Origin of the sequence: Dokdonella soli (assembly GCF_039523175.1) — a bacterium.
GTDB classification, from domain to species: domain Bacteria; phylum Pseudomonadota; class Gammaproteobacteria; order Xanthomonadales; family Rhodanobacteraceae; genus Dokdonella_A; species Dokdonella_A soli.
Window position 1 is genome coordinate 400,414 of sequence record NZ_BAAAEU010000006.1, and the last position, 24,427, is coordinate 424,840.

General features: G+C 65.9%; 21 protein-coding genes. 11 read left to right on the plus strand and 10 right to left on the minus strand.

What is annotated here, in order from left to right; translation table 11 throughout:
* Positions 1-1,023 carry a PDZ domain-containing protein gene (locus ABD002_RS07455; protein ID WP_343788861.1) on the plus strand — a complete coding sequence of 341 codons (1,023 nt, stop codon included), beginning with the start codon at positions 1-3 and terminating at the stop codon, positions 1,021-1,023.
* Between the two features lie 134 nt (positions 1,024-1,157).
* Positions 1,158-1,910 (plus strand): pyridoxine 5'-phosphate synthase, encoded by a 753-nt coding sequence (locus ABD002_RS07460; protein ID WP_343788864.1) that lies wholly within the window; start codon positions 1,158-1,160, stop codon positions 1,908-1,910.
* Positions 1,911-1,951: 41 nt separating this feature from the next.
* Here ABD002_RS07460 and ABD002_RS07465 read toward each other — a convergent pair whose 3' ends face one another.
* From ABD002_RS07465 to dnaA, 9 genes are all read right to left on the minus strand, one after another.
* A complete protein-coding gene (locus ABD002_RS07465) occupies positions 1,952-2,356 on the minus strand; it encodes an ExbD/TolR family protein (RefSeq protein ID WP_343788867.1) in 405 nt (134 codons plus the stop codon).
* 152 nt (positions 2,357-2,508) lie between these two features.
* The gene (locus tag ABD002_RS07470) at positions 2,509-2,925 is read right to left on the minus strand and encodes an ExbD/TolR family protein (protein WP_343788870.1); all 417 of its coding nucleotides are present in this window, start codon (positions 2,923-2,925) and stop codon (positions 2,509-2,511) included.
* Positions 2,926-2,928: 3 nt separating this feature from the next.
* A complete protein-coding gene (locus ABD002_RS07475; RefSeq protein ID WP_379988681.1) occupies positions 2,929-3,723 on the minus strand; it encodes a MotA/TolQ/ExbB proton channel family protein in 795 nt (264 codons plus the stop codon).
* A 9-nt stretch (positions 3,724-3,732) separates the two neighbouring features.
* The gene (locus ABD002_RS07480) at positions 3,733-4,389 is read right to left on the minus strand and encodes an energy transducer TonB (RefSeq protein ID WP_343788873.1); all 657 of its coding nucleotides are present in this window, start codon (positions 4,387-4,389) and stop codon (positions 3,733-3,735) included.
* Positions 4,390-4,674: 285 nt separating this feature from the next.
* A complete protein-coding gene (locus ABD002_RS07485) occupies positions 4,675-5,958 on the minus strand; it encodes a tetratricopeptide repeat protein (protein ID WP_343788877.1) in 1,284 nt (427 codons plus the stop codon).
* Positions 5,959-6,370: 412 nt separating this feature from the next.
* Positions 6,371-8,779, minus strand: a complete 2,409-nt coding sequence (gene gyrB / locus ABD002_RS07490) for a DNA topoisomerase (ATP-hydrolyzing) subunit B (protein ID WP_343788880.1) — start codon at positions 8,777-8,779, stop codon at positions 6,371-6,373.
* A 61-nt stretch (positions 8,780-8,840) separates the two neighbouring features.
* The gene (gene recF / locus ABD002_RS07495) at positions 8,841-9,920 is read right to left on the minus strand and encodes a DNA replication/repair protein RecF (protein ID WP_343788883.1); all 1,080 of its coding nucleotides are present in this window, start codon (positions 9,918-9,920) and stop codon (positions 8,841-8,843) included.
* A gap of 60 nt (positions 9,921-9,980) precedes the next feature.
* Positions 9,981-11,081, minus strand: coding sequence for a DNA polymerase III subunit beta (gene dnaN / locus ABD002_RS07500; RefSeq protein WP_343788886.1), 1,101 nt, complete (start codon positions 11,079-11,081; stop codon positions 9,981-9,983).
* 248 nt (positions 11,082-11,329) lie between these two features.
* Entirely contained in the window at positions 11,330-12,649 is a 1,320-nt protein-coding gene (dnaA, locus tag ABD002_RS07505) for a chromosomal replication initiator protein DnaA (RefSeq protein WP_343788888.1), read from the minus strand.
* A 341-nt stretch (positions 12,650-12,990) separates the two neighbouring features.
* Between dnaA and rpmH the strand changes: the two genes are divergently transcribed.
* The 5 genes from rpmH to ABD002_RS07530 all read left to right on the plus strand — a co-directional run bounded on the left by rpmH (position 12,991) and on the right by ABD002_RS07530 (position 17,623).
* Entirely contained in the window at positions 12,991-13,131 is a 141-nt protein-coding gene (rpmH, locus tag ABD002_RS07510) for a 50S ribosomal protein L34 (RefSeq protein WP_343788891.1), read from the plus strand.
* 20 nt (positions 13,132-13,151) lie between these two features.
* A complete protein-coding gene (gene rnpA, locus ABD002_RS07515; RefSeq protein WP_343788894.1) occupies positions 13,152-13,532 on the plus strand; it encodes a ribonuclease P protein component in 381 nt (126 codons plus the stop codon).
* Between the two features lie 122 nt (positions 13,533-13,654).
* Entirely contained in the window at positions 13,655-15,370 is a 1,716-nt protein-coding gene (gene yidC / locus ABD002_RS07520) for a membrane protein insertase YidC (protein WP_343788897.1), read from the plus strand.
* Between the two features lie 4 nt (positions 15,371-15,374).
* A complete protein-coding gene (mnmE, locus tag ABD002_RS07525) occupies positions 15,375-16,721 on the plus strand; it encodes a tRNA uridine-5-carboxymethylaminomethyl(34) synthesis GTPase MnmE (protein WP_343788900.1) in 1,347 nt (448 codons plus the stop codon).
* Between the two features lie 203 nt (positions 16,722-16,924).
* Positions 16,925-17,623 (plus strand): glutathione S-transferase N-terminal domain-containing protein, encoded by a 699-nt coding sequence (locus tag ABD002_RS07530; RefSeq protein WP_343788903.1) that lies wholly within the window; start codon positions 16,925-16,927, stop codon positions 17,621-17,623.
* Positions 17,624-17,697: 74 nt separating this feature from the next.
* Here ABD002_RS07530 and ABD002_RS07535 read toward each other — a convergent pair whose 3' ends face one another.
* Entirely contained in the window at positions 17,698-18,315 is a 618-nt protein-coding gene (locus ABD002_RS07535; protein ID WP_343788906.1) for a glycine zipper 2TM domain-containing protein, read from the minus strand.
* A 178-nt stretch (positions 18,316-18,493) separates the two neighbouring features.
* Between ABD002_RS07535 and ABD002_RS07540 the strand changes: the two genes are divergently transcribed.
* The 4 genes from ABD002_RS07540 (at position 18,494) to ABD002_RS07555 (ending at position 24,205) form a co-directional block, all read left to right on the plus strand.
* Complete coding sequence (locus ABD002_RS07540; RefSeq protein WP_343788909.1) at positions 18,494-20,845, plus strand: S9 family peptidase; 2,352 nt, start codon at positions 18,494-18,496, stop codon at positions 20,843-20,845.
* The gene (locus ABD002_RS07545) at positions 20,842-21,246 is read left to right on the plus strand and encodes a VOC family protein (RefSeq protein ID WP_343788912.1); all 405 of its coding nucleotides are present in this window, start codon (positions 20,842-20,844) and stop codon (positions 21,244-21,246) included. The genes ABD002_RS07540 and ABD002_RS07545 overlap by 4 nt, the downstream gene beginning before the upstream one ends.
* 15 nt (positions 21,247-21,261) lie before the next feature.
* Entirely contained in the window at positions 21,262-21,693 is a 432-nt protein-coding gene (locus ABD002_RS07550) for an EamA family transporter (RefSeq protein ID WP_343788915.1), read from the plus strand.
* A 79-nt stretch (positions 21,694-21,772) separates the two neighbouring features.
* Positions 21,773-24,205: a winged helix-turn-helix domain-containing protein gene (locus tag ABD002_RS07555; protein WP_343788918.1), complete on the plus strand. Its 2,433-nt coding sequence runs from the start codon at positions 21,773-21,775 to the stop codon at positions 24,203-24,205.
* Positions 24,206-24,427: the final 222 nt, after the last annotated feature.

The window sequence follows — 24,427 nt, forward strand, 5'->3', positions numbered from 1 at the left end:
ATGACCAACGGATTCAACCGGCCCGCATTGCGCCGGACCCTGCTCGCCGCGGCGTTCGCCGCTTCACTCGCGACGCTTGGCACCGCGCAGGCCGACGACACAGCGACGAGCGCGACGGTGCGCGTCAGGTCGGGCGCGAGCCTCACCGTAGAGCAGCGCGTGAGCGAGGAACTGCGCGCGGTCATGACCGAACTGATCGAGACCGGCGCCTTCGGCGATCAGTCGCCGCAGCGGATTGCGCTCGACGTCGACACACCCGCGCAACGTGTCAGCAATCTGGGTGTGCTCGTGGACAGTGCGCGTGACGCGCATGACGGACTGCGCGTACTCGCGGTCACGCCGGGTGGCGGCGGCGAACGCATGGGTCTGCGGGCGGGCGACGTGCTGGTCGCGGTGAACGGCACGTCGCTGGCAGGCGCCGGCGGAGCGGCGGCGAGCTTGCGGCAGACGGTCGACAGCCTGCCGAACGGCGGCGCGCTGGCATTCGACGTGCGTCGTGACGGTCGCGCGCAGAAGGTTTCCGGAGCGCTGTCCAGCGTCTATCTTCCGGCGATGCATCTGACCATCGGCAACGGAAAACAGCTCGCATCGAACGCAGGCGCGACGACAGCCGCGGCGCTCGCACCGGCGACGGCCGCGGCGACTTCTTCGGCGGAGCAAGGCTGCGGGCGGATCAGCGATTACGACATCGCGCCGCGCCAGCAGCAGCTTCACGCGGCGAAGATCATGAGCATCGATGGAGTGACGCCCGGGCCGAGCGGAACGAAGGCCTATCGCGTCGCTGCCGGTATGCACACGCTGAAAGTCGCCGAGCGCATCGAGAACAGCTATCTGAGCTTCAACGACCGCGAGCGCAACGCCGCGCTCGCCAGCGAGCGCTACAAGACGCTGACCGTCGATGTGGCTCCGGACACCACGACGTTGATTGCGGCGCATCTCAACGAGGACAAGCGCAGCGAGTGGCAGGGCGGCGCGTATTGGAATCCGGTCGCATGGAAGCAGAGCGCGGAGGCTTGCCGCTGAACCCGCGTGCTCGCGCGGCGACCTCTCGCTGAGGCGCCGTTGCGGGTATCGCGTGGACGCGATTCCGAGCGATCGCGGTTTCGGCGTTGTGCCCTGCGCACCTATACTCGGTGTTCCGTTGCCGAGGTCGCGCGATGACCGCTCTCAGCGTGAACATCAACAAGATCGCCGTGCTGCGTAATTCGCGCGGCCATGAGCAGCCTGATCCGGTTGTCGCTGCGCGCGTCGCGATCGAGGCCGGTTGCCAGGGCATCACCGTGCATCCGCGTCCGGACCAGCGCCATATCCGTGTCGACGATGTCGCGCGCGTCGCTGCGATCCTCGGCCATGTCGAATACAACATCGAGGGCAATCCGTTCGCGCCGACGCGCGGCACCTACCCCGGCTACCTCGCGCTCGTGCGCACCGCGCAACCGGCGCAGGCAACGTTGGTCCCCGATGGCGACGCGCAAATCACGTCCGATCACGGCTTCGATCTCGGCCGCGACGCGACTCTTCTGCAGCCGCTGGTGCACGAACTGAAATCGACCGGCTGCCGGGTCAGCCTGTTCGTCGACGCCGGCACGAGCGCGGCGGATCTGGAACGCGCTGCGAAGATCGGCGCCGACCGCATCGAGATCTATACCGAGCCGTACGCGAGAGCCTACGCGAACGGCGATTACGGCCGCGAGCTCGAGGCCTGCGTGCACACCGCCGAAAGCGCGCGTGCCTGCGGTCTCGGCGTGAACGCCGGCCACGACCTGAACCAGCGCAACCTCGGTGCGCTCAAGCGTGCGATCCCGTTCCTGGCGGAAGTGTCGATCGGGCATGCGTTGATCGGCGAGGCGCTCTACGAGGGTCTCGCGATCACCGTGCGCAACTACCTCGAGATTCTTGCTTCGTCCTGAATCGCAGTGGCGTCGACCGCTGGAAGGTTCAGGATCCGAGGCTAATCGGAACGCGTACCCTCGACGCGGATCGCCGTCATGCCGCTCGCCTGCGCCAATGCAAGCACACCGGCAACATGATCGTAGTGCGTATCGGCTGCCGGCCGGATCGCAAGCAGCGGCGGAGCCTCGCCCTTCGCTACGCTCTCGAGCACCGCCGCGAGCTGCGCGCGGTTGATCGGCGCGCCGCCCAGATAGAGTTCGCCGGTCGACTGGATCGAGAGTGCCAGCGTTTGCGGCGTGACCGTGCCGCCCGAGGCGGCAAGCGGAAGCGGAATCCGATGTGTCGCCAGCTGCGCCGTAAGCATGAAGATCATGAGCAGGACGAGCATCACGTCGATCAGCGGGGTCACGTTGATCTCGGCTTGCGCCGTCGACGCGGGGACACGCAACGGGTGAGCGGTCATCGCCTATCTCCTCTGGTCCTCGGAGTGCGGCACCAGCGTACGCCTGGCTTCGGCGTTTCGGCAAATCGGCGATAAATCCGCAATCGGCAAATGAAAACGGCGCTGCGTTTCCGCAGCTCCGTTCGTGTCGTTCCCTTGCCGGATTGGCGCCGCTACTGGCCGCCCTGTCCGGTGGTCATGAAGCCGAGCTTGACCATGCCGGCTGCCTTCGCCTCGGCCATGACCGTGGCGATCTTCTGCCACTGCGTCGGCTTGTCGGCGCGGATCTGCAGCTCCGGCTGCGGGCTCTTCTGCGCGGCGACGCGCAGCTGCGCCTGAAGGATCGCATCGGTCACCGGCTCGTCGTTCCAGAACAGGTCGCCGTTTTCCTTGATCGCGAGATCGATCGGCTCCGGTGGATTGGTGTCGATCGTGTTCGGATTCGCCTGCGGCAGGTCGATGCGGATCTTGTGCGACATCAGCGGCGCCGTGATCATGAAGATAATCAGCAGCACCAGCATTACGTCGACGAGCGGCGTGACGTTGATTTCCGCCATCGGACCGCCGCCACCACCTGTGGTCATTGCCATGGCTTACTTCCTCGCGGCGACCGGCGCGACGCCCGCTTCGACGCGCGAACCGGTTGCAAAGAAATCGTGCAGGTCGTGCGCGAATTCATCGAACTTGGCGTAGATCACGCGGTTCTGGCGCACGAAGAAGTTGTACGCAAGCACCGCCGGGATCGCGACGAACAGACCGAACGCGGTCATGATCAGCGCCTCACCGACCGGACCGGCCACCGCTTCCATCGAGGCGTTGCCCGACGCGGCGATCTTGATCAGCGCGTGGTAGATGCCCCAGACGGTACCGAGCAGGCCGACGAACGGAGCCGACGAGCCGACCGTAGCGAGCACGGTCATGCCGCCTTCCAGACGCAGGCTCTCGCGGGCCACGGCCTGGCGCAGCGCGCGGTCGATGAACTCCGAGCGGTTCAGCGCCTCGACGAGACGGCTGCCTTCGTTGCGCTGGTGGTGGGCCGCGGCGGACGCGCAATCGAGCGCGATCTTCGAGAACGGTTCGCCCTTCGGCTGGTCCTCGAGGAAGCGCACCGCGTCCTGCGCGGACGGCGTGTCCCAGAACGTGTGGATCACCTTCTCCATGCGCGCACGGATCATGCCGTTGCGCAGCATGTTGGCGACCACGAAGTAGATCGACGAGATCGACATCACGCACAGCGTGATAAAGACGATCCAGCCCAGAAGGTCGAAGTTCTGGATCAGGTCGTGGAAACCCATCTGGCTCATGGCCGCGGCATTGCTGCCGCCGCCTGGCGCGGGAACGACAGCAGGCTGAGCCGCTGCGGGGGTCTGAGAGGCATCTTGCTGCATGGCGCTACCCTATTCGGACAAATTGAATTCTATGGGAACCAAGGCATACCCACGGCTGGGTTTGCCACCCTTTGAACCTGGATTGAATTTCCAGGTCTTCACGGCTTCCATCGCGGCCTGGTCCAGCAGACGCGAGCCGCTGGACTTCTCGACCGTGACTTCCTCCGGTGTGCCGTCGACGCCCACCAGCACCTTCAGCAGGACCTTGCCTTGCTGGTGCTGACGCGCAGCCTGCGGCGGATACTTCGGCGGCCGCATCTTACGGTAACTGATGTTCTCGCTCGGCGCGATGTCGGCCGGCGGCGCCGGTGGCGCAGGCGGTGCCGGCGGCGGTGCCGGGGTCGACATCGGCGACGCCTCCTCCGTCACGATCGGCGCGGGCGGCGGCGGCGGCGCCTTCGGCGGCGGCGTCACCTTCTCCACGACCTTCGGCGGCGGCTTCTTGGGCGGCTCCGGCGGCGGCGGCGGCGGCGGCGGCGGTGGCGGTGGCGGTTCGATGAACTCGACCATCACCTTCTTGTCGATTGTCTTGTCTTTCGGCGGCGGCGGCGCGATCGGCGCCATCATCATCGCGAACGCGAATGCATGCAATGCGAACGCGCATGCGAACGCGGTGACGCGTCGCCAGCTGAACGTTGCGCCGCCAGATTGGTAGTTGTCTGCCATCAGTGTTGACCAACGAGAATGTGTCTGTGCGGCCGTTCGGCGACGCGTTCGTTCCGGCCCCAGCTACAACCCGGAAGCGCGAGAGCTGATCACGGTACAACACCCGATGCCCCTACGACAAGCGGTTGAACCGTGCGACCGTCATGTGATTGTGGAGTTGCGTTTCGTATTGCCCTTGGATTTGTTCGGCGCCGGACTGCCGGGGACGCGTCCAAGGCGTGTCACAGGCGCATCGCAGCCAGGAATGCGGTGCGCCCGTGACCGGGATCCAGCTTCGGATCCGGACTACTTCTTCTTCTTGGCGGCTTTCTGGATCTTCACACCGGTCTTGGCCGCCTTCAGGCGCTGCTCGGCCATTGTTCTGGTGCTCGGATATCCCGCTGACTTCTGCCAATCGGTCTTCGCGGCTGCCGTCTGGTCGAGGTCATTCTCGGCGTCGCCACGCAGCAGGTAGGCTTCACCTTCCTGGCGCAGCCCACCCTTCGAAATCGCGTGGTTCAGCGCGTCGATGGCGTCCTTGGACTTGTTCGAATAGAACAGCAGGTAGCCGAGCTGGTAGTCGACATTGCCGTCTTTCGCCAACGGAGATGCCTTCGAATAACCCTCGATAGCGCAAGAATCGTCTTCCGCCTGCGTGCAGACGTCGCCCTGCAGTTTGTAGGTGTCATACGACGGCTGGATCGCACCCTTGGCGAAGCCCTCCTTCATCGTCGCAGCGGCGTCCTTCGGCTTTTCCGCCGAGGCGTACAGCTTGGCGAGTTGGACGTAGTCTTCGCTGGTCGTGACCAAGCCCTGGCTCTTCGCCTTCGCCATCAGGTCCAGGGCCTGCTGCGGCTTGTCACCCTGGATGTAGATCGTGGCGAGCTGGTTGACCAGCTTCTTGTCGTTCGGATTCTTGGCCAGCTGCTGCTGGACGAGCTGGGCCGCGTTGTCGTACTGGTTCAGCTCGAAATAGCTGGCCATCAGGATCTGCGTCCAGCTGTCGTTCGGCTTGTCGGTCATCGACACCGCTTTTTTCATCGTGTCGACGGCGGGCTGGTACTGGTCCGTGCGGTAGTACGCGTTCGCCTTCAACGCGAGTTCGTCGGCGGTCTGCTTGCCGGTCAGTTTTTCCCACTGGTCGAGCGTTGCCAGCGAATCCTTGTACTTCTCGTCCTGCAGCTGCAGTTGCGCGATCGTGTACAGCACCTGGAAGTGCTGGGCATTGGCGAGACCGTCAATCTCGAGCGCCTTCTTGTATTCGGCGATCGCCTGGTCGCTCTTGTCCTGGTCGTAGTAGATCTGACCCTGCAGCTGGTGCGCGAACGACTGCGCGTACTTGCTGGCCTTGTCGTTGGCGATCACCTTCGCGACCAGCGGCTGCGCGTCCGCCGACTTGTTCTCGTTGACCAGGTCCGCAGCCTTGTTCAGGTCGCGCTGGTCGCCCGCGGACATGTCGAGCTTGGGTTCCTGGCGCGTCGCGTTCGGATACTGGTTCTCGGCCTTCTTGGGGTCTTTCGCGATCGCTGCGCCTGCCAGCAGCAGGCCGGTTGCGCAAATCGCCGCGAGGAGCCATTTCGAGAGTTTCATCATGATCACCTTGTCCGTACCTACGAAGGCCGTCGCAGATCACCACAAGCGACGGAAAAAGCGGGGCGGTGAGGTTAACGCCGTGCGAATGAACTGCACAAGCGCGCGCCCGGCCTTTCGATGTTGCGCCGCAACACGGTCGGCTTCATGTGCATTTATTTACTTCTGCAGAATTGCGCCCGGGAGCGTCCGCAGCGACCTGCAACGAGGCCGCGTGCGCACTCGGTCGTCGAGCTTGGCGACCTGCTGCGCGTTCTTTTCGATGAACTCGCGGCGTGGGCGAAGCGGCGCGCTTGCGAGTCATTGGCTCGCGCGCCACCGAGCGCCGAAAGCAGGAGCCCGGGGCCGGCCGGCCTGGTGAGGCCAGGACGGCCGAACCTGGCAGCGACTCGAACCGCGCCGCGCCGCGCGCTCAAACGTCCAGATTGGCTACTCGCAGCGCGTTCTGCTCGATGAACGCGCGGCGCGGCTCGACCACATCGCCCATCAGCGTCGAGAAGATCTGGTCGGCGGCGACCGCGTCCTCGATGCTGACCTGCAACAGGCGGCGCGTGTCCGGGTTGACCGTGGTTTCCCAGAGCTGCTCAGGGTTCATTTCACCGAGACCCTTGAAACGCTGGATCGTGCGGCCGCGCTTGGCCTCGTCCATCAGCCATTCGTAGGCCTGCGCGAACGTGGCGACCGCCTGCAGCTTGCCGCCGCGGCGCACATGCGCACCCGGCTGGACCAGTCCGGCGATCAATGCTCCCGCATCCGCGATCGGCTTGAACTCGGTCGCCGCGAGGAAACTGGCCGGCAGCACCTGGGTATGGCGCAGGCCGTGCTGGTCGCGATCGACGACCAGCGACGGAGCGTGCTCCGCACTGCCCGGCTGGATTCGCAGCGCGTAGCGCGGCCGGCCGAGCCCGGAAGCGGCCAGCGACGCCTGCAGGCGCGCGATCCAGGCGTCGAGCGCGACCGGGTTCTGCCACTGCTCGCCCGCCAGCGGCGCGTTGAGCAGCGCATGCAGCAGCGCGGCGTCAAAACGGAAACTCAGGCGTTCGATCTGGTCGAGCGCGGTGCGGTACGCCGCCATCAGCTTCTCGAGCCCGGCGCCGTTGACCGGCGGCACGTCAGCGGCATAGGCCAGTTCCGCGCCATCGACCGCGTTCGAGATCAGGTAGCCATTCAGCGCGGTGTCGTCCTTGAGGTACAGCTCCTGCTTGCCCTGCTTGAGCTTGTACAGCGGCGGCAGCCCGATGTAGACGTGGCCGCGCTCGATCAGTTCCGGCATCTGACGGTAGAAGAACGTCAGCAGCAGCGTGCGGATGTGCGAGCCGTCGACGTCCGCGTCGGTCATGATGATGATGCGGTGGTAGCGCAGCTTGGCGACGTTGAACTCGTCCTTGCCGATGCCGGTGCCGAGCGCGGTGATCAACGTGCCGACCTCGGCGCTGCCGAGCATGCGGTCGAAACGCGCGCGCTCGACATTGAGGATCTTGCCCTTCAGCGGCAGGATCGCCTGGTTCTTGCGGTTCCTGCCCTGCTTGGCCGAGCCACCGGCCGAGTCGCCCTCCACGATGAACAGTTCGCTGAGCGCCGGGTCCTTCTCCGAGCAGTCGGCGAGCTTGCCGGGCAGGCCGGCGATGTCGAGCGCGCCCTTGCGCCGGGTCATCTCGCGCGCCTTTCGCGCGGCCTCGCGCGCCCGCGCGGCGTCGACGACCTTGGCCGCGATTGCTCGCGCCTCGGCTGGATGTTCGAGCAGGAATTCCTCGAGTTTCTGGTTGACGATCGACTCGACGATGCCCTTGACCTCGCTGGAGACCAGCTTGTCCTTGGTTTGCGACGAGAATTTCGGATCCGGCACCTTGACCGACAGCACCGCGATCAGGCCTTCGCGCATGTCGTCGCCGGAGAGCGCGACCTTGGCGGTCTTCTGCAGGCCGGCGGCCTCGATGTAGTTGGACAGGGTGCGCGTCAGCGCGCCGCGGAAACCGGCCAGATGCGAGCCGCCGTCGCGCTGCGGGATGTTGTTGGTGAAGCAGAACACGGTTTCCTGGTAAGCGTCGGTCCACTGCATCGCGACATCGACCGTGGTGCCCTCGTGCTGCGCGCTGAAATTGATCACTTTCGCGTGCAGCGGGGTCTTCAACAGGGCCAGATGCTCGACGAACGAGCGGATGCCGCCCTCGTACTCGAACACGTCGTGCCTGTCGGTGCGCTCGTCGAAGAGTTCGATCTTCACGCCGGAATTCAGGAACGACAGTTCGCGCATGCGCTTGGCGAGAATGTCGTAGTGGAACTCGATCGTGGAAAACGTGCCCAGACTGGGATGGAAGCGCACCGTGGTGCCGCGCTTCGTCGACGGACCGACAATTTTCAGCGGATACAGCGGTTCACCCAGCGCGTATTCCTGCTGGTGCTCGAAACCGTCGCGGTAGATCGTGAGCCAGAGATGATCGGACAGCGCGTTCACGACCGACACGCCGACGCCATGCAGGCCGCCCGAGACCTTGTAGCTGTTGTCGTCGAACTTGCCGCCGGCGTGCAGCACGGTCATCACGACCTCCGCCGAGGATCGGCCCTCGTCCGGCTGCATGTCGACCGGAATGCCGCGGCCGTTGTCATCGACGCTGACCGAGCCATCAGCCCGGATCGTGACCACGACGTGATCGCAGTAGCCCGCGAGCGCCTCGTCGATCGAGTTGTCGACGACCTCGAACACCATGTGATGCAGGCCGGTGCCGTCGTCGGTGTCACCGATATACATGCCGGGCCGCTTGCGCACAGCCTCGAGACCCTTCAGGACCTTGATCTTGCTGGAATCGTATTGATCGCTCATGGGGCTCCGGGCACGGCGTCGCGCCGCGCTGAATAGGCCAAAACAGGCTGGAATCAGCCAATTATAGCAGTGCGGCCGCTCGACCTTGTTCCACGTGGAACCTTTTGGCGGAAACGCCCAGGGCCGCCAACGCTGCAGGCTCCTCGGTTCCTGTCGCGAGCACCTGCGCGCCGCTCGCAGCCACCGTTGCGACCATCATGCGCTGATGCGCCTGGTCGACCTCGGAAGCGAGATCATCGAGACAGACAACCGGATACTCGCCCGCGCGCTGCGCAAACAGGTGCGCCTGTGCCATCACGCACGCGAACGCACAGAGCTTTTCCTGCCCGCGCGACAGGTGTTCGCGGCGCGGCGCGGTCTCGAAGCCGATCGACCAGTCCGCCCGATGCGGTCCGGCGCTGGTGTGCCCGCGTGCAAGATCCCGGGCGCGCCGCGCCGCCAGCACTTCGGCCAACGGGCGCTCCGCTTCGAAACCAGGATGGAAAGCGAGCTGCGGTTCGCCGAGCTCGGCCAACAGATCGCGCAACAGACCGGCCAGGATCGGCCGCAGCGCATCGAAGTAGTCGCGGCGCATCATGGTCAGTGGTTCGGCGGCCCGCGCAAGCTCCTGGTCCCAGACATCGAGATCCGCCCCCGAGGCGTCGCCGCGCAGCAGTGCATTGCGTTGCTTCAACGCGCGCTGGTAGCGCCGCCAGTGCAGCAGGAAATCATGTTCCACGTGGAACACACCCCAGTCGAGGAAGCGTCGGCGTTCCTCGGAGGGTCCGGAAATGAGTTCGTGCGAACCCGGCTCGAAACAGAGCACCGCGGTATGCCGCATGAGTTCGGCGGCCGCGATCGACTCTCCGGCCAGCCGGGCGACCAGCCGCCCGCCGTTTCGGGCTAGCCCGACGCGCTCGATCGCGGACGACGCGGTCTCGAGTTCGCCGTACACCGAATAACCGGAACTGCCGTGCCGGACCAGCGCATCCTGGCCGCCCACTCGGAACGAGCGACCGTGCGACAACAGGAAGGCCGCCTCGAGCAGGCTCGTCTTGCCGGCACCGTTCGTGCCGAGGAACAGGTTCCAGCCGGATGCAAGCTCGAGCTCCAGCTGCTCGATCAACCGCAGATTCTGGATGCGCAGGCGACGCAGCTCCACAGCGGGTTCACCCTTGCGCTGTAAGGAGGTCGGCGCCGCTGCGCCGGATCGCGAAGCCCTTCAGAGCCGCAGAGGCATGATCACGTGGCGCGTGTCTTCGGATTCGGGCTTGCGCACCAGGCAGCTCGATTGACCATCGCGCAGACACAACAGCACCTCGTCACCGCCAAGCGCCCCCAGCGCATCGAGCAGGTAGTTCACGTTGAAGCCGACACTGAGCTCGGCCACGCCGGTTTTTGCCTCGACTTCCTCGATGGCCTCTTCCTGCTCGGGATTGTGCGCGACGATGCGCAGCCGGTTCGGGCCGACCTCGAGCTTGACGCCGCGGTACTTCTCGTTCGACAGGATCGCTGCACGCTGCAAAGCCGCGCGCACGTCGTCACGCTGCACGCGGACTTCCTTGTCGGCGCCGATCGGAATCACCGCCTCGTAGTCGGGGAAGCGGCCATCGATCAGCTTCGAGGTAAAGGTCACACCACCGCGGCGCACGCGCAGGTGATTGCGCGCAAATTCGAGCTCGACCGTCCCCTCTCCCGGTTCGAACAGTCCCTGCAGTTCGACCACACCCTTGCGCGGCACGATGACCTGACGCGGCGTAGACACCTTGGTGTCGATACGTGTCTCGGCCAGCGCGAGCCGATGGCCGTCGGTCGCGACACAGCGCAGAACGTGCTCGCGCAGATCCAGCAGCATCCCGTTTAGGTAGTAGCGAACGTCCTGGTGCGCCATCGCGAAGCCGGTGCGATCCATCAGCTCCTTCAGCGTCGCTTCCGGCAAGGTCACACGCTCAACCAGCTCGATATTCTCGATCACCGGGAATTCCGTGGCCGGCAGGGTCGCCAACGTGAACCGGCTGCGACCAGCGCTCACGGTTACCCGTTCGCCGCTCTGTTCGAGTTTGATCCGGCAGCCGTCCGGCAATGCGCGGCAGATATCGAACAGCTTGCGCGCGGGGATCGTGACTTCACCGGAATCCAGGTCGTCCGCTTCGGTGCGAGCGACCATCTCGACTTCGAGGTCGGTTCCAGTCAGCGAAACGCCGGTTGTGTCGACGACCACGAGCAGATTGGCCAGCACCGGCAAGGTCTGGCGGCGTTCAACCACGCCGACAACCTGTTGCAGGCGTTTCAGGAATGCTTCGCGCTGAATGCTGAATCGCATGGTCTGCCGGTCCTGTCTTTGGTTTTGTTTATGTGGAACGTTTGGTTGTTGCTGTGTCTGTGGAGAACCGCAAAAAGCGCAAAATGTCTTTATTAATCAACGGGCTATACGCTTATCTTCTGCGGGAGAAACCCGGTCGCCGCTTGTGGGTCATCTGTGGATAATAATCGCGCCACGCGCTCCGCACAGCTTGTCCACAGCTTTTCGATGCGGTTGCCCTTCGCCCGGCCGGGCCAGGCGCGTATCCCCTATTCGGTCAACGTCCGTACCAGCTTTTCCCAGTCCTGACGCAGCTTGCCGTCGGTCTCGCGCAGGTCGCGGATGGTCCGGCACGCGTGCAGCACGGTCGTGTGGTCGCGACCGCCGAACGCATCGCCAATCTCGGGCAGGCTGTGCTCAGTCAATTCCTTGGCCAGTGCCATCGCCATCTGCCGCGGCCGCGCGATCGAGCGGCTGCGCTTCTTCGAGAGCAGGTCCGCCAGACGCAGCTGGAAGTAGTCTGCCACTATCCTCTGGATGTTGGGCATCGTGATCGCCTGCGCGTGCACGGTCAGCAGGTCGCGCAGGGTTTCCTGCGCGAACTCCAGGCCGATGCGCCGGCCCTCGAAGTTTGCACGCGCGACCAGCGTGTTCAATGCGCCCTCGAGATCTCGCACATTCGAGCGCATGCGCTTGGCCATCAGCACCGCGACTTCTTCCGGCAAGTCGACGCCCTTCGCTTGCGCTTTGGCCAGCACGATTGCGGCGCGGGTCTCGAAATCCGGCGGCTCGATAGCGACCGAAAGACCCCAGCCGAGGCGCGACTTCAAGCGCGGTTCGAGGTTGTCGACTTCCTTCGGATAGCGATCGCAGGTCAGGATGATCTGCTGCTTGCCCTCGAACAGCGCGTTGAAGGTATGGAAGAACTCCTCCTGCGTGGTGTTCTTGCCGGCGAAGAACTGGATGTCGTCGATCAGCAGGGCATCGACCGTGCGGAAGCGCCGCTTGAACTCGTCCATGCCCTTCTGCTGCAGCGCGCGCACCATGCCGCTGACGAACTGCTCCGAACGCAGGTACAGCACCTTCACGTCGGGCTTGTTCGCGCGCATCAGGTTGCCGGCCGCGTGCATCAGATGCGTCTTGCCCAGTCCGGTGCCGCCGTACAGCAACAGGGGGTTGTAGGCGCGGCCTGGATTCATCGCGACCTGGGTCGCGGCGGCCTTGCCGAGCTGGTTCGACTTGCCCTCAACGAAATTCTCGAACGTGTAGTTCGGATCGATGTTCGATTCGGCAACCGTTCGTTCGGGTGCCTTGGCGCGCGCGGGCGCCTTGGGTGTCGCGCGCAAGTTGCTGCGTGTGCCAACCTGCACATCCACTGCGACCGCGCCGCCAGCGAGATGTTCGAGCACTGCGAGAATGCGGTCGAGAAAGCGCTCGCGCACGGTCTCCATCGTGTACGCGTTCGGCGCCCACAGGATGAAGCCCGATTCGTCCTCGCCCGCCTGCAGGGGTGCCAGATAGGTATGAATATCCTCCGCGCTGAATTCCGCCTCGAGGCGGGAAAGGCAGCGGCGCCAAAGTTCGCTCATGCGTGGGTACAATTCCAGGAAGCCGGCATCGCGCAGGGGGACACTTCGATGCGCCGGGCAGAAGCGGAAGTCTAGCAGCGTCGCGATACTGTCCACAGGTTATGCACGGACGTTTGCACCGAGCCCACCGCAGGGCGCGCTTTGCCTGCCGGGCTATCGGCGGCGACGTCCGAAGCCGCTCTGCCCACAGGTTTTCATTCCGTCCCGGCGTTGTGCCGAGGGGATCGGAACGAACGCCAGCGCAGGCTTGACGACCCCGCCGCGGGCCTCTCGCGGCTTGACATGCCGGCATCCGGACCCTACCATCCGCGCCCTTTTCCCCCGATACCGACGTTACGCTCATGGCCACCAAGCGCACCTATCAGCCGAGCAACCTCAAGCGTGCGCGCGACCACGGTTTCCGTGCGCGCATGAAGACCCGTGGCGGCCGTGCCGTCATCAACGCGCGTCGCGCCAAGGGTCGCAAGCGTCTCGCGGTCTGACCGCCACGTTTGACACCGCAATGGCGCCCGCCCCGTTCCCGCGTGCGGCGCGCCTGCTGACCCCGAAGGATTTCGCGCGGCTGCGCACCGTCAGCCGGCGCGTCGGCACCCGTCATTTCAGCGCCGAAGTCGCCGCCAACGAACTCGGCGGCGCGCGCCTCGGCCTCGCGGTCTCCAAGCGCGTCTCGAAGAAGGCGGTGCGCCGCAACCGCATCAAGCGCATCGCTCGCGACAGTTTCCGCCATACGCGCGACGGACTTCCCGCCGTCGACATCCTGCTGGTGGCGCGATTCAGCGCCGACCAGGAGGACAATGCCAGCCTGCGCGCAGAGCTCGTCCGTCTCTGGCAACGCATCGCGACATTGAACGGCGCCGAGGGCGTCGGCACAATGCGCGCCTGATCCAGCACCGCGCAGCGTTCGCGCGGCGTCCATCCGCCCCGGGCATCGCTACCGCCACGTGCAGCACGCGCGACCGGCCGCGGTCCGCCGGCGCCGTACTCCTCGCGCCTTTCGATCCTGTCATGACGACCCCACGCAACCTGCTTCTGATCGCCCTGCTGTTCATCGGCTACCTGCTCTGGATGCAGTGGCAGGAGGACTACAACCACGCGCCGGCCCCGGCGGCGGGGTCCGTGTCGGAAACCTCGCCATCGGCGGGCTCGCCGGCAGCCGCGAATGGCGCGGATGTACCGACCGCGAGCGTTACGACGACGACCGCCGCCGCCGCGGCACCACCGCTCTCGACGAGTGCGTCGACGGCCGCACATGTCGTGGTCACTACCGACGTGCTGCGCGTCGAGATCGATCCGGCCGGCGCCAGCGTGGTCGTCGCCGACCTGCTCGCGTATCCGCAGCAGCCGAAGGATCTCGCGCATCCGGTGCGCCTGCTCGACAGCCGTGACGCGACCTTCTTCGAGGCACAGAGCGGCCTGGTCAGCGCGAATGGCGCCGCGCCGGACCATCAATCGCTGTTCACCGCCGAGAAGAACGACTACACGCTCGCCGCCGGCACCGACACGCTCGACGTGCCGCTGATCTGGACCGATGCATCCGGCCTCACGGTGCGCAAGGTGTTCGTGTTCAAGCGCGCCAGCTACGTGATCGAGCAGCGCCAGGAAATCGAGAACAAGGGCAGCGCGAGCTGGAGCGGCAACGCGTACCGCCAGCTGCAGCGCGTGCCGCCGATCGTCGACACCGCCGGCCTCAAGGGCTACAGCAACACCGAGCGCTACAGCTTCGCCGGGGCCGCGTGGTACAGCACGGCCGACAAGTTCCAGAAACTGAAATTCGACCACTTCGAGAAGGAACCGCTGGACAAGAGCTTCAACGGTGGCTGGGCCGCGTTGCTGCAGCACTACTTCTTCGCGGCATGGATTCCGCTCGCCGGCGAGACCGACCAGTACGTGACCAAGACGTATCTGGCCAAGGCAAGACAGGGCGAGGACATCCGGCGCTACCTGATCCGCACGCAGTCACCGCCGATCACGGTCGCGCCCGGTGAAACGAAAACCGACAGCGCGCGTCTGTACATCGGTCCGAAACTGCAGGGCACGCTCGACCAGGTCGCGCCCGGGCTGTCGCTGACCGTCGACTACGGCATCTTCACCGTGATCGCGGAGCCGCTGCACTGGCTGCTCGCGCAATTGCACAAGCTGACCGGCAACTGGGGCCTCGCGATCATCCTGCTCGTGCTGCTGATCAAGGCCGCCTTCTTCAAGCTCAGCGAAACGCAGTTCCGCTCCGGCGCGAAAATGCGCAAGCTGCAGCCGCGCATCGCCGCGCTCAAGGAGCGCTACGGCGACGATCGCCAGAAGATGAACACGGCGATGATGGAGCTGTACCAGAAGGAGAAAGTGAATCCGCTCGCCGGCTGCCTGCCGATGGTCGTGCAGATCCCGGTGTTCTTCGCGTTGTACTGGGTGCTGCTCGAGAGCGTCGAACTGCGCCAGGCGCCGTTCGTGGGCTGGATCCAGAACCTGACCGCGCCGGATCCGTACTTCGTGCTGCCGGTGCTGAACGCTGCGGTGATGATCGCGACGCAGTACCTGACGCCGACCGCGGGCATGGACCCGACCCAGGCCAAGATGATGAAGATCATGCCGCTCGTGTTCTCGGTACTGTTCGCGTTCTTCCCGGCCGGCCTCGTCCTCTATTACGTCGTCAACGGCGGCCTCGGTCTGCTGCAGCAGTGGATCATCACCCGACGCATCGACGCCGGCGAGACCGCCAAAGCCTGATGCCGTGAACGCGCGCGCCGACACGATCGCAGCCGTGGCGACCGCGCCCGGCGCGGGCGGTGTCGGCGTGCTGCGCGTCTCCGGCGCGCTCGCGGGATCGATCGCGCGGACCGTGCTCGGCCGCGAACCGCAGCCGCGCCACGCGCGCTACGCCGCCTTCCGTGATCGCGACGAGGCGGTCATCGATCGCGGCCTGCTGCTCTGGTTTCCGGCGCCGCACTCGTACACCGGCGAGGACGTGCTCGAACTGCAAACGCACGGCAGTCCGGTCGTGCTGCGCCTGCTGCTCGCGCGAGTCGTCGAACTCGGCGCGCGCCACGCGCGGCCCGGTGAATTCTCCGAACGCGCATTCCTCAACGGCAAGCTCGATCTCGCCCAGGCCGAAGCGGTCGCCGACCTGATCGCGAGCGGCTCCGAAGCCGCCGCACGCGCGGCGCAACGCAGCCTCGATGGTGTGTTCTCCGAACGCGTGCGCGAGCTGACCGCTGGTGTCGTGCGCCTGCGCGTCTGGATCGAGGCCGCGATCGATTTTCCCGAGGAGGAAATCGATTTCCTCGCCGCGCCGCAGCTGGGTGTCGATCTCGATGCGTTGCGCGCGAAGCTCGGCGACCTGCAGGCGGCCGCACGTCGCGGCGTGCGGCTCGCCGACGGCCTGCACGCGGTCATCGTCGGTCGCCCGAACGTCGGCAAGTCAAGTCTGCTGAATGCGCTCGCGGCCAGCGAACGCGCGATCGTGACCGAGATCGCCGGCACCACGCGAGATGTGCTGCGCGAGACGATCGACCTCGATGGCATCGCGCTGACCTTGGTCGACACTGCCGGCCTGCGCGAGGCCGGCGACGTGGTCGAACGTGAGGGCATCCGTCGCGCGCGCGCCGAACTTGAGCGCGCCGATCTCGCCGTGCTGGTCAGCGATGATGTGCGAGCGGAGGCGGATCTCGCGCTGCTCGCCGATCTTCCACCGCGCGCCGCGCGTGTCGTCGTGCACAACAAGATCGATCTCGTGTACAGCGAACCCCGCGCGCAGAGGCACGACGACACGATGCACCTCTGGCTGTCCGCGCGCAGCGGTGACGGGCTCGACCTGCTCGTCGCTGAACTCAAGCGCCACGCCGGCGTCGGCGAGTCGGCCGACGGCGCGTTCACCGCACGCGCGCGCCATGTGGCCGCGCTTGAACGTGCGGGGGACCGCCTCGCCGCGGCTTCGAACGCACTCACGATCCAGCGCGCCGGCGAACTCGCCGCCGAGGAGCTGCGCCAGGTCCAGCATGCGCTCGGCGAGATCACCGGTGAATTCAGCAGCGACGACCTGCTCGGCGAAATCTTCTCGTCGTTCTGCATCGGCAAGTGAGTTCCGGATGAACTCATTCCGTGCAAGCCATGGATGGCCGACGACACGGGATCCAGCGACCTCAGCATCTCGCAAAGGCGCTGGATGACCAGCTTCGCTGTTGTGAAGCGCTTCCGGCGTTCGCCGGGATGACGTCTTCAGAGCATCGTTGAGAACGCGCGAGCTGCCCCAACGATGCTTGGCTGTACCTACCGGAGACATCCATGATCGACCTGTACTACTGGCCCACGCCGAACGGCCACAAGATCACGCTGTTCCTTGAAGAGACGAATCTCGACTACACGACCAAACCGGTCGACATCGGCAAGGGCGATCAATTCAAGCCGGAGTACCTCGCGATCTCACCGAACAACAAGATGCCGGCGATCGTCGATCACGCGCCGGCCGATGGCGGCGCGCCGATCAGTACCTTCGAATCGGGCGCGATCCTGCTCTATCTCGCGAACAAGACGAAGCGTTTCATCCCGCAGGATATTCGCGGCCGCATCGTCGTGAACGAATGGCTGTTCTGGCAGATGGGCGGGCTCGGACCGATGACCGGCCAGTACGGCCACTTCAACGTGTACGCGCCGGAGCCGATTCCGTATGCGATCGAGCGCTACACGAGGGAGGTGCAGCGCCTGCTCGGCGTGCTCGACCGGCGACTGGCCGGACGCGCGTTCATCGCCGGCGACGATTACAGCATCGCCGACATGGCCTGCTATCCGTGGATCAATCCGTACACGAAGGCGCCGCTCGACCTGACGCCGTTCGCGCGGGTGCGGCGCTGGCAGGCCGCGATCGCGGCGCGTCCGGCGACGCAGCGTGCGTACGCGAAGGGTGCGGAAGTCAATCCGTCAGCGGGTCAGCCGATGAGCGACGAGGAGAAGCGCATCCTGTTCGGCGTCAGTGCAGTCGCTTGAGTGACGCATGCATCGCGACACGCTGTGGGAGCGGCCGCTGCCACTCCCACGGAGTGCTGCGCGCGCGGCCGCACTCAGCGCGGCGGTGCGGCCGCTGGCATGCCAACCGGCGTGACCGTTGGCTGCACCTGCAGTCGCGGGCCCGGATCGCGGTCCATGCGCGTGGTGTACGTGCGGCCCTGATACTCGTAAGTCACGTCGTAGCCGGTGACCTTGTCGCTGCTGTCGTTGACCGTGTGGCAGCGCGTCTCGGTGCTGGTCGTGGTCCGGTTCGCGTCGTGCTGCACGCCGACTTCGTGGCCGACGAAACCACCGCCGACCGCGCCGGCGACGGTCGCCGCCTTGCGGCCGTTGCCGCGTCCGATCTGGTTGCCGAGCAGGCCGCCGACTGCGGCTCCGACCACCGTGCCGACCACGTGATTGTCGCTGCCCGGCGCGCGATGCGTGACCGCGACCTGGTCGCAGACCTTGCGCGGTGTCGTGACCTGCTCGACGATCGGGCGCACGTTGCGCACGTCGGCATAGCCATCGTCGACGGGTTGCGGCGGCAGCGCGGGCGCCGGCTGGACAGCGGCCGCAGGGGCTGCGCGATCTGTGCCGTTGTTGTTGCCGGCATGACGTTGTGCGAGCGCCATACCACCGATCGCGAGCGCGGCGCCGGCGGCAACACCCAGTAATGTTTTCGAATCCATGGTTCATCCCCGTTGCGTGCAGTGCGAGTGTGCGCGTGCATTGCACCGCATGGCGGCTGAACAAAAGCTTGCATCGGCTGAAAGATGGGATGGCGATCACGCAAACGGTGCGGAACACCGGGCGCTTGGCCGCGACGCTGGGCTGCGCTGTAATGCGTGCCCTGCCTGTGGAGTTCCCATGCGCCTCCTCCTTCTCGCCGCCCTGCAGGTGCTGAGCCCTCTCGTGCACGCTGAACGTCTGACCATCGAACGCATTTTTTCCGACCCTGATCTGAACGGGCCGAGTCCGCGTGCGTTGAAGATCGCACCGGACGGCAGCCGGGTCACGTTCCTGCGCGGTCGCGCCGACGATCAGAACCAGCTCGACCTCTGGGCATACGACGTCGCCAGCGGACAATCGCGACGGCTCGTCGATTCGCTCGCGATCGGCGAGCAGAAGGAGTTGTCCGACGCGGAGAAGGCGCGTCGCGAGCGCGAGCGCATCGCGCAGCTCAAGGGCATCGTCGCGTACCGCTGGGCGCCGGACAGCCGCAAGCTCCTGTTCAGTGTCGGCGAGCGGCTCTGGCTCTACGACCTCGACGCCAGACCCGGCCAGGAACTGCGCGCGCTGACGCCCAAGGGTTTCGAGGTCAACGACGCGAAGGTATCGCCACGCGGCGGCTATGTGTCATTCGTCAGCCGGCAGAACCTCTACACAATCGATCTCGCGCGGCATCGCAACTACCAGCTCACACGCGACGGCAAGGGGCCGATCCACAACGGCGAGGCCGAGTTCGTCGCGCAGGAGGAGATGGCGCGCGCAACCGGTTACTGGTGGGCGCCGGATGATTCCGCGATCGCCTATGAGCGCTACGACGAGTCCGGCGTCGACGAGGTCAAGCGCACCGAGGTCTACGCGGACCGCAGCGAGACGATCAGCCAGCGCTATCCGGCCGCGGGACGCCCGAACGTCGCCGTGAAGCTTGGCCTCGTCGGCGCGAAGGGCGGTCGCACGCAATGGATCGACCTCGGCGCGGACGCGGACATCTACCTCGCGCGCGTCGACTGGCTGCCCGACGCGAAGCGGGTCAGCTTTCAGCGCGAGAGCCGTGACCAGCGCCGGCTCGATCTGATCGCGGTCGAGGTCGGCACGCTGCGCCAGCAGCTCTTGCTGACCGAGACCAGCCGCACCTGGATCAATCTCCATGACGACCTGCGTTTCCTGAAGCACGAGGATGCGTTCGTCTGGGCTTCCGAGCGAGACGGCTACAAGCATCTGTATGTGTACGGGCTCGACGGCGGACTGCGACGCGCGCTGACCCGCGGCGACTGGGAGGTCGACAAGCTGCTCGCGCTCGACGAGAAGAATGGGAAGGCGTACTTCGCATCGAACCGCGACGATCCGCTGCAACAGCAGGTCTATGTGACGCGCCTCGACGGCGCGGACGCGGACAAGCCGACCCGCATCAGCGCCGGCGAAGGCTGGCACGACGCGGAGTTCGGCGAGCAGGCCGCGGCCTGGATCGACACGTATTCCGATCCGGCCACGCCGCCGCAGGTGTCGTTGCGCAAGGCCGACGGCAGCCGTATCGCCTGGGTCGAACACAACGAATTGAAGCCTGGCCATCCGTACTGGACGTATCGCGACAACCTGGTCGCGCCGTCCTATGGCACGCTCAAGAGCGAGGACGGACAGGAGCTGCATTACCGCGTCTACAAGCCGCGCGATATGGATGCGATCCGTCCGGGATCGCCGCCATTGGGATCGTCGCAGCAACTTGGCGACGTTTCGGCTTCGGAAGATCCAGCCGCGGCCATCCATGGCCGCACTTCTCACAAAAAATATCCCGTGTTCATGACCTACTACGGCGGACCGGGCAGCCAGTACGTCAAGCGCAACTGGGGCAATCATTTCGAGCAGTACATGGCCGAGCACGGCTATGTCGTGTTCGCGATGGACAATCGCGGCTCGCCACGGCGCGGGCGCAAGTTTTCGGATGCAATCTTCCAGCAGCTCGGCAACGCCGAAATCGCCGACCAGCTGGCCGGCATCGCCTGGTTGAAAGCGCAGCCATGGGTCGATGCGAAACACATCGGCGTGTTCGGCTGGAGCTACGGCGGCTACCAGACACTGATGCTGCTCGCGAAGGCGGGCGAGCAGATCGCGGCCGGCGTCGCGGTCGCGCCGGTCACCGACTGGACGCTGTACGACACGCACTACACCGAACGCTATCTTGACACGCCGCAGCACAACGCGCAGGGCTATGAACTTTCAGGTGTGCTGCACTGGATCGACGGATTGAAGTCGGACAAGCTGCTGCTTGTGCATGGCATGGCCGATGACAACGTGCTGTTCGCGAACTCGACGAAACTGATGGCCGCGCTGCAGCAACAGGGCACGCAGTTCCGTCTGATGACCTATCCAGGCGCCAAGCACGGGCTGTCGACGCCGGCGCTGAAGAAGCACGTCTACGCGCTGATCGCGGACTATTTCGAGGAAACGCTGAAGCCTTCCGTGCATGACGAACGCGCGCCGGTACGAGCGCCATGACCAAGGCGATCGGCGGACTGAACCACATCAATTTCCGCGCCCCCGAGGACATGATCGAACGCCTGCGCGCGTTCTACTGCGAGGTGATAGGTCTGTGCGAAGGACCGCGCCCGCCGTTTCGGTCGCGCGGATACTGGCTGTATGCCGGAGACCGCGACCTGCTGCATCTCACGATCATCCCGGCGGACGCAGATGTCGCGACGAACACCGCGACGCCGGCCGCGCGCACCGGCTGGCTCGACCATGTCGCATTCACCGGAGTCGACCGCGCGGAATCGATTCGTCGACTCGAGGCGGCCGGCATCGCCTACGAAATCGACGAGGTGCCCATGATCGGGCAGGTGCAGGTCTTCCTGACCGATCCAGCCGGCATGGGCGTCGAGCTGAATTTCGCGCGCTGATCGAGTTGGGACGCCATGAATCTTCGTGAAAGCTGGATCCTGTTTGCGTTGGGCTCCGCGTTCTTCGCGGGATTGACCGCGCTGTTCGGCAAGATCGGTGTCGCCGGCATCAACTCGAACCTCGCGACCTTCATCCGCACGATCGTGATTCTCGGGGTCACCGCGGCGATCCTGTCGCTGCGCGACGAATGGCGCGCACCGTCGACGATCGAGCCGAAGACCTGGCTGTTCCTCGCACTCTCCGGCGTCGCGACCGGGTTGTCGTGGCTGTGCTACTACCGCGCGCTTCAGCTCGGCGCGGTCAGCAAGGTAGCGCCAATCGACAAGCTCAGCGTCGTGTTCGCGATCCTGCTCGGCGCACTGTTCGTCGGCGAATCGTTGAGCTGGCCGGTCGCGATCGGTGGTGGCCTGATCGTCGCAGGCTCGATCGTGATGATCGCGTTCTGAGCGCTCGCGCTGCGCAATGATCAGCGCGATCCGCGCCGCTGATTGCGCAAAGTCCGGGCAGGGCAGCTAACCTTGGCGGATGCACCGTCTCCTATACCGCTTCGGCGACTGCACCGTCGATTTGGCTGCGCGCGAATTGCGCCGCGGCGGCGAGCTGGTGACGTTGTCGCCCAAGGTATTCGACTGCCTTGCCTACCTGATTGATCATCGCGACCGTGCGATAGGCCGCGACGAGTTGATCGCGGCGGTGTGGGGCAGGCTCGACGTCACCGATGCAGTGCTGGGCCAGACCATGCTGAAGACTCGCCGCGCGGTCGCCGACAACGGCGACGAACAGAACGCGATCCGCACGATCCCGCGCTTCGGCTACCGCTGGGTCGCCGACGTGGTGGTGGAGGAACTGCCCGACCTGCCGCGGCGCGCGGGCGCCGACACGCAGAACCGGACTGCCGATGGCGCGGCCAGCGCCGAACGCAGCGCGGATGCCGCGCACTTCGAGCGCGCCGCCGCCGCGAAACCGGCGCGTCGCCGCGGTCGCCGCCGAACGTGGATCGTCGGCGCCGCAACCGCTGCCGCGTTCGCGCTCGGGCTGACCGGGTTCGCGCTGGCCCACCGCGACGCGATATCGCCGCCGTCGCCAGGGTTATCCCCGCGCGCGAGCGTCGACGTGACGGCCGTTCTCCCGGCGACGGTCGACGCCAGCCCGGAATGGGCGTGGCTGCGGCTCGGCCTGATGGATCTCATTGCCGTGCGCCTGCGCAGCGCGGGCATGACCGTAGTGCCGAGTGACAGCGTCGTCGCGTTGACCGGTCCGGCGGGCAGTGATGGGAAGGCCGCGCAGCAGCTCGTCCGCAGCGCCACCGGCGCGCAGCGGCTGATTGCTCCGAAGGTGACACGGACGGCCGCGGGCTGGCGCGTGCATCTCGATGTCCATGCCGATGGCCGCGACCTGGAAATCGAAGCGCAGCACGAAGACGCGGTCGCCGCGGCGCGTGCGGCAGCGGCCATGCTGCTGGATCGTCTGGGCAGACCCGGCGGGACGCAGGGTGACACGGACGCGCTTTCCCTTGCTGCCGTCCAGCAACGTGCCGAAGCGGCACTGCTCGTCGATGACCTCGCCGGCGTCCGGCAGGCGATCGAAACCGCATCGCCTGCATTGCAGAAGGCACCCGAATTGCGTTTGCGCCTCGCAGTGGCGGATTTTCGTGGTGGCCAGCTCTCAGTCGCGCGGCAACGACTCGAAGGTCTCCTCGGCGAGGTCGATGCCGAAACGAATCCCGTCCTGCGCGCGCGCGTGCTGACCGTTCTCGGTACCGTTGCAACACACAGCGATGACATTGCCGGCGCGCTGCGCGCGTGCGCCGAAGCGACTGCGTTGCTGACGGATCGCAATGAACCCGACGCGCTCGGGCGCGCTTACATGGGTTGCGGCGTCGCGAATGCGAGCATGGGTCGTTTCGACGCGGCGGCGGCGGATTTTGCGCGGTCGCGCATCGCGCTCGAAATCACCGGCGACGCGCTCTCGCTCGCGCGGGTCGAGGCCAATGAGGGTTTGATGGAAAACACCCGCGGCCACTACGCCGAGGGCGCATCCGTCCTGCGCCGGGCTGCGGATCGCTTCCAGCGCTTGGGCGCGCACAGCGAACTCATCCACACGCTGTGCGATGAAGTCGAGACGCACCTCGCGCTGCTGCAGCCCGTGGAAGCTCTCTCGGTCAGCGAGAGCGGCCTGGCGCAGTTGTCCCAGCACGAGAACGCGGACACACGCCGCGCGATGCAGCTGCAGCATGCGCACGCGCTCGCGGCGAACGGGCGCACCAGCGAGGCGGTCGCCTTGCTCGGCGTCATGGAGAATGAAGTATCACCGGACCAGGAACAGGCGCTGGTTGGACAGATGCGCGCCACGCGGGCGCGCTTCAAACTGGAAGGTGGTCAGGCAGAGACGGCGATCGAACCCGCGCGGGAGGCGGTTGCCGCGCTGGCGCGTCCCGACGATGCGCGCGAACGCGCGATGGCCTGGCTGACGCTAGTGCGCGCCCTGCAAGCGGCTGGCCGGGGCGCCGAAGCGGCCGAGGAAATCCGGAAGTTCGCGGCCTGGTCCGCCACAACGACGATTGCGGCTGCGCCGGTCTACGCCAGCCTCGCGGATGCAGAGCTGCGTCGGGCGACCAGGAACGATGCCACTACGTCGTATGAACACGCGTTGCGCGCCTCCGAGACGGCCGGCGTCCCGGCGGATATGGCTGCCGTCGCAGCTTCCTGGGGTCACGCCCTGATCGACACCGGAGATCTCGAGCGGGCCAGCGCGATCGTTGGCCGGGTCGCGCGCTGGGCAGGTGCGGATTTCACCTGCAGCATCCTGCAGACTCGTCTCTACCGAGCACTCGGCCAGGAAGAAGCGTGGCGCGATGCGCTGCAGCGGACGCGGGGGTTGGCTGGCGAACGGCCGATTCCCGCCGCGCTGCTGCGACCTCCTTCCCGTTCAGCGCCGCCGATCGGGTCGACTCACTGACGTCGATACCCGCGTGCAGGGCTGCGGCCATCGCCGCAATGATCGCGTAACGCGTTGTATTCGCCTGCATTCATGTAGCGGTAATGGAGCGATAACACAGCGCGAGTGTGCCGCTGGGCGTCTGCGCGCAAGGTCCGGAGATGCTGGTCAGCGGCGGCACGCTCGGGTCACCGGTTCTCTTGGGGCTCATCTGAAAGCGATTCCGCATGCGCGGCGGGGACC

Excerpts from the sequence above, each read along its gene's own strand:
- ABD002_RS07455 (WP_343788861.1), top strand. The coding sequence starts at position 1 with ATGACCAACGGATTCAACCGGCCCGCATTGCGCCGGACCCTGCTCGCC.
- ABD002_RS07460 (WP_343788864.1), top strand. The coding sequence starts at position 1,158 with ATGACCGCTCTCAGCGTGAACATCAACAAGATCGCCGTGCTGCGTAAT.
- ABD002_RS07465 (WP_343788867.1), bottom strand. The coding sequence starts at position 2,356 with ATGACCGCTCACCCGTTGCGTGTCCCCGCGTCGACGGCGCAAGCCGAG.
- ABD002_RS07470 (WP_343788870.1), bottom strand. The coding sequence starts at position 2,925 with ATGGCAATGACCACAGGTGGTGGCGGCGGTCCGATGGCGGAAATCAAC.
- ABD002_RS07475 (WP_379988681.1), bottom strand. The coding sequence starts at position 3,723 with ATGCAGCAAGATGCCTCTCAGACCCCCGCAGCGGCTCAGCCTGCTGTC.
- ABD002_RS07480 (WP_343788873.1), bottom strand. The coding sequence starts at position 4,389 with ATGGCAGACAACTACCAATCTGGCGGCGCAACGTTCAGCTGGCGACGC.
- ABD002_RS07485 (WP_343788877.1), bottom strand. The coding sequence starts at position 5,958 with ATGAAACTCTCGAAATGGCTCCTCGCGGCGATTTGCGCAACCGGCCTG.
- gyrB (WP_343788880.1), bottom strand. The coding sequence starts at position 8,779 with ATGAGCGATCAATACGATTCCAGCAAGATCAAGGTCCTGAAGGGTCTC.
- dnaN (WP_343788886.1), bottom strand. The coding sequence starts at position 11,081 with ATGCGATTCAGCATTCAGCGCGAAGCATTCCTGAAACGCCTGCAACAG.
- dnaA (WP_343788888.1), bottom strand. The coding sequence starts at position 12,649 with ATGAGCGAACTTTGGCGCCGCTGCCTTTCCCGCCTCGAGGCGGAATTC.
- rpmH (WP_343788891.1), top strand. The coding sequence starts at position 12,991 with ATGGCCACCAAGCGCACCTATCAGCCGAGCAACCTCAAGCGTGCGCGC.
- rnpA (WP_343788894.1), top strand. The coding sequence starts at position 13,152 with ATGGCGCCCGCCCCGTTCCCGCGTGCGGCGCGCCTGCTGACCCCGAAG.
- yidC (WP_343788897.1), top strand. The coding sequence starts at position 13,655 with ATGACGACCCCACGCAACCTGCTTCTGATCGCCCTGCTGTTCATCGGC.
- ABD002_RS07530 (WP_343788903.1), top strand. The coding sequence starts at position 16,925 with ATGATCGACCTGTACTACTGGCCCACGCCGAACGGCCACAAGATCACG.
- ABD002_RS07535 (WP_343788906.1), bottom strand. The coding sequence starts at position 18,315 with ATGGATTCGAAAACATTACTGGGTGTTGCCGCCGGCGCCGCGCTCGCG.
- ABD002_RS07540 (WP_343788909.1), top strand. The coding sequence starts at position 18,494 with ATGCGCCTCCTCCTTCTCGCCGCCCTGCAGGTGCTGAGCCCTCTCGTG.
- ABD002_RS07545 (WP_343788912.1), top strand. The coding sequence starts at position 20,842 with ATGACCAAGGCGATCGGCGGACTGAACCACATCAATTTCCGCGCCCCC.
- ABD002_RS07550 (WP_343788915.1), top strand. The coding sequence starts at position 21,262 with ATGAATCTTCGTGAAAGCTGGATCCTGTTTGCGTTGGGCTCCGCGTTC.
- ABD002_RS07555 (WP_343788918.1), top strand. The coding sequence starts at position 21,773 with ATGCACCGTCTCCTATACCGCTTCGGCGACTGCACCGTCGATTTGGCT.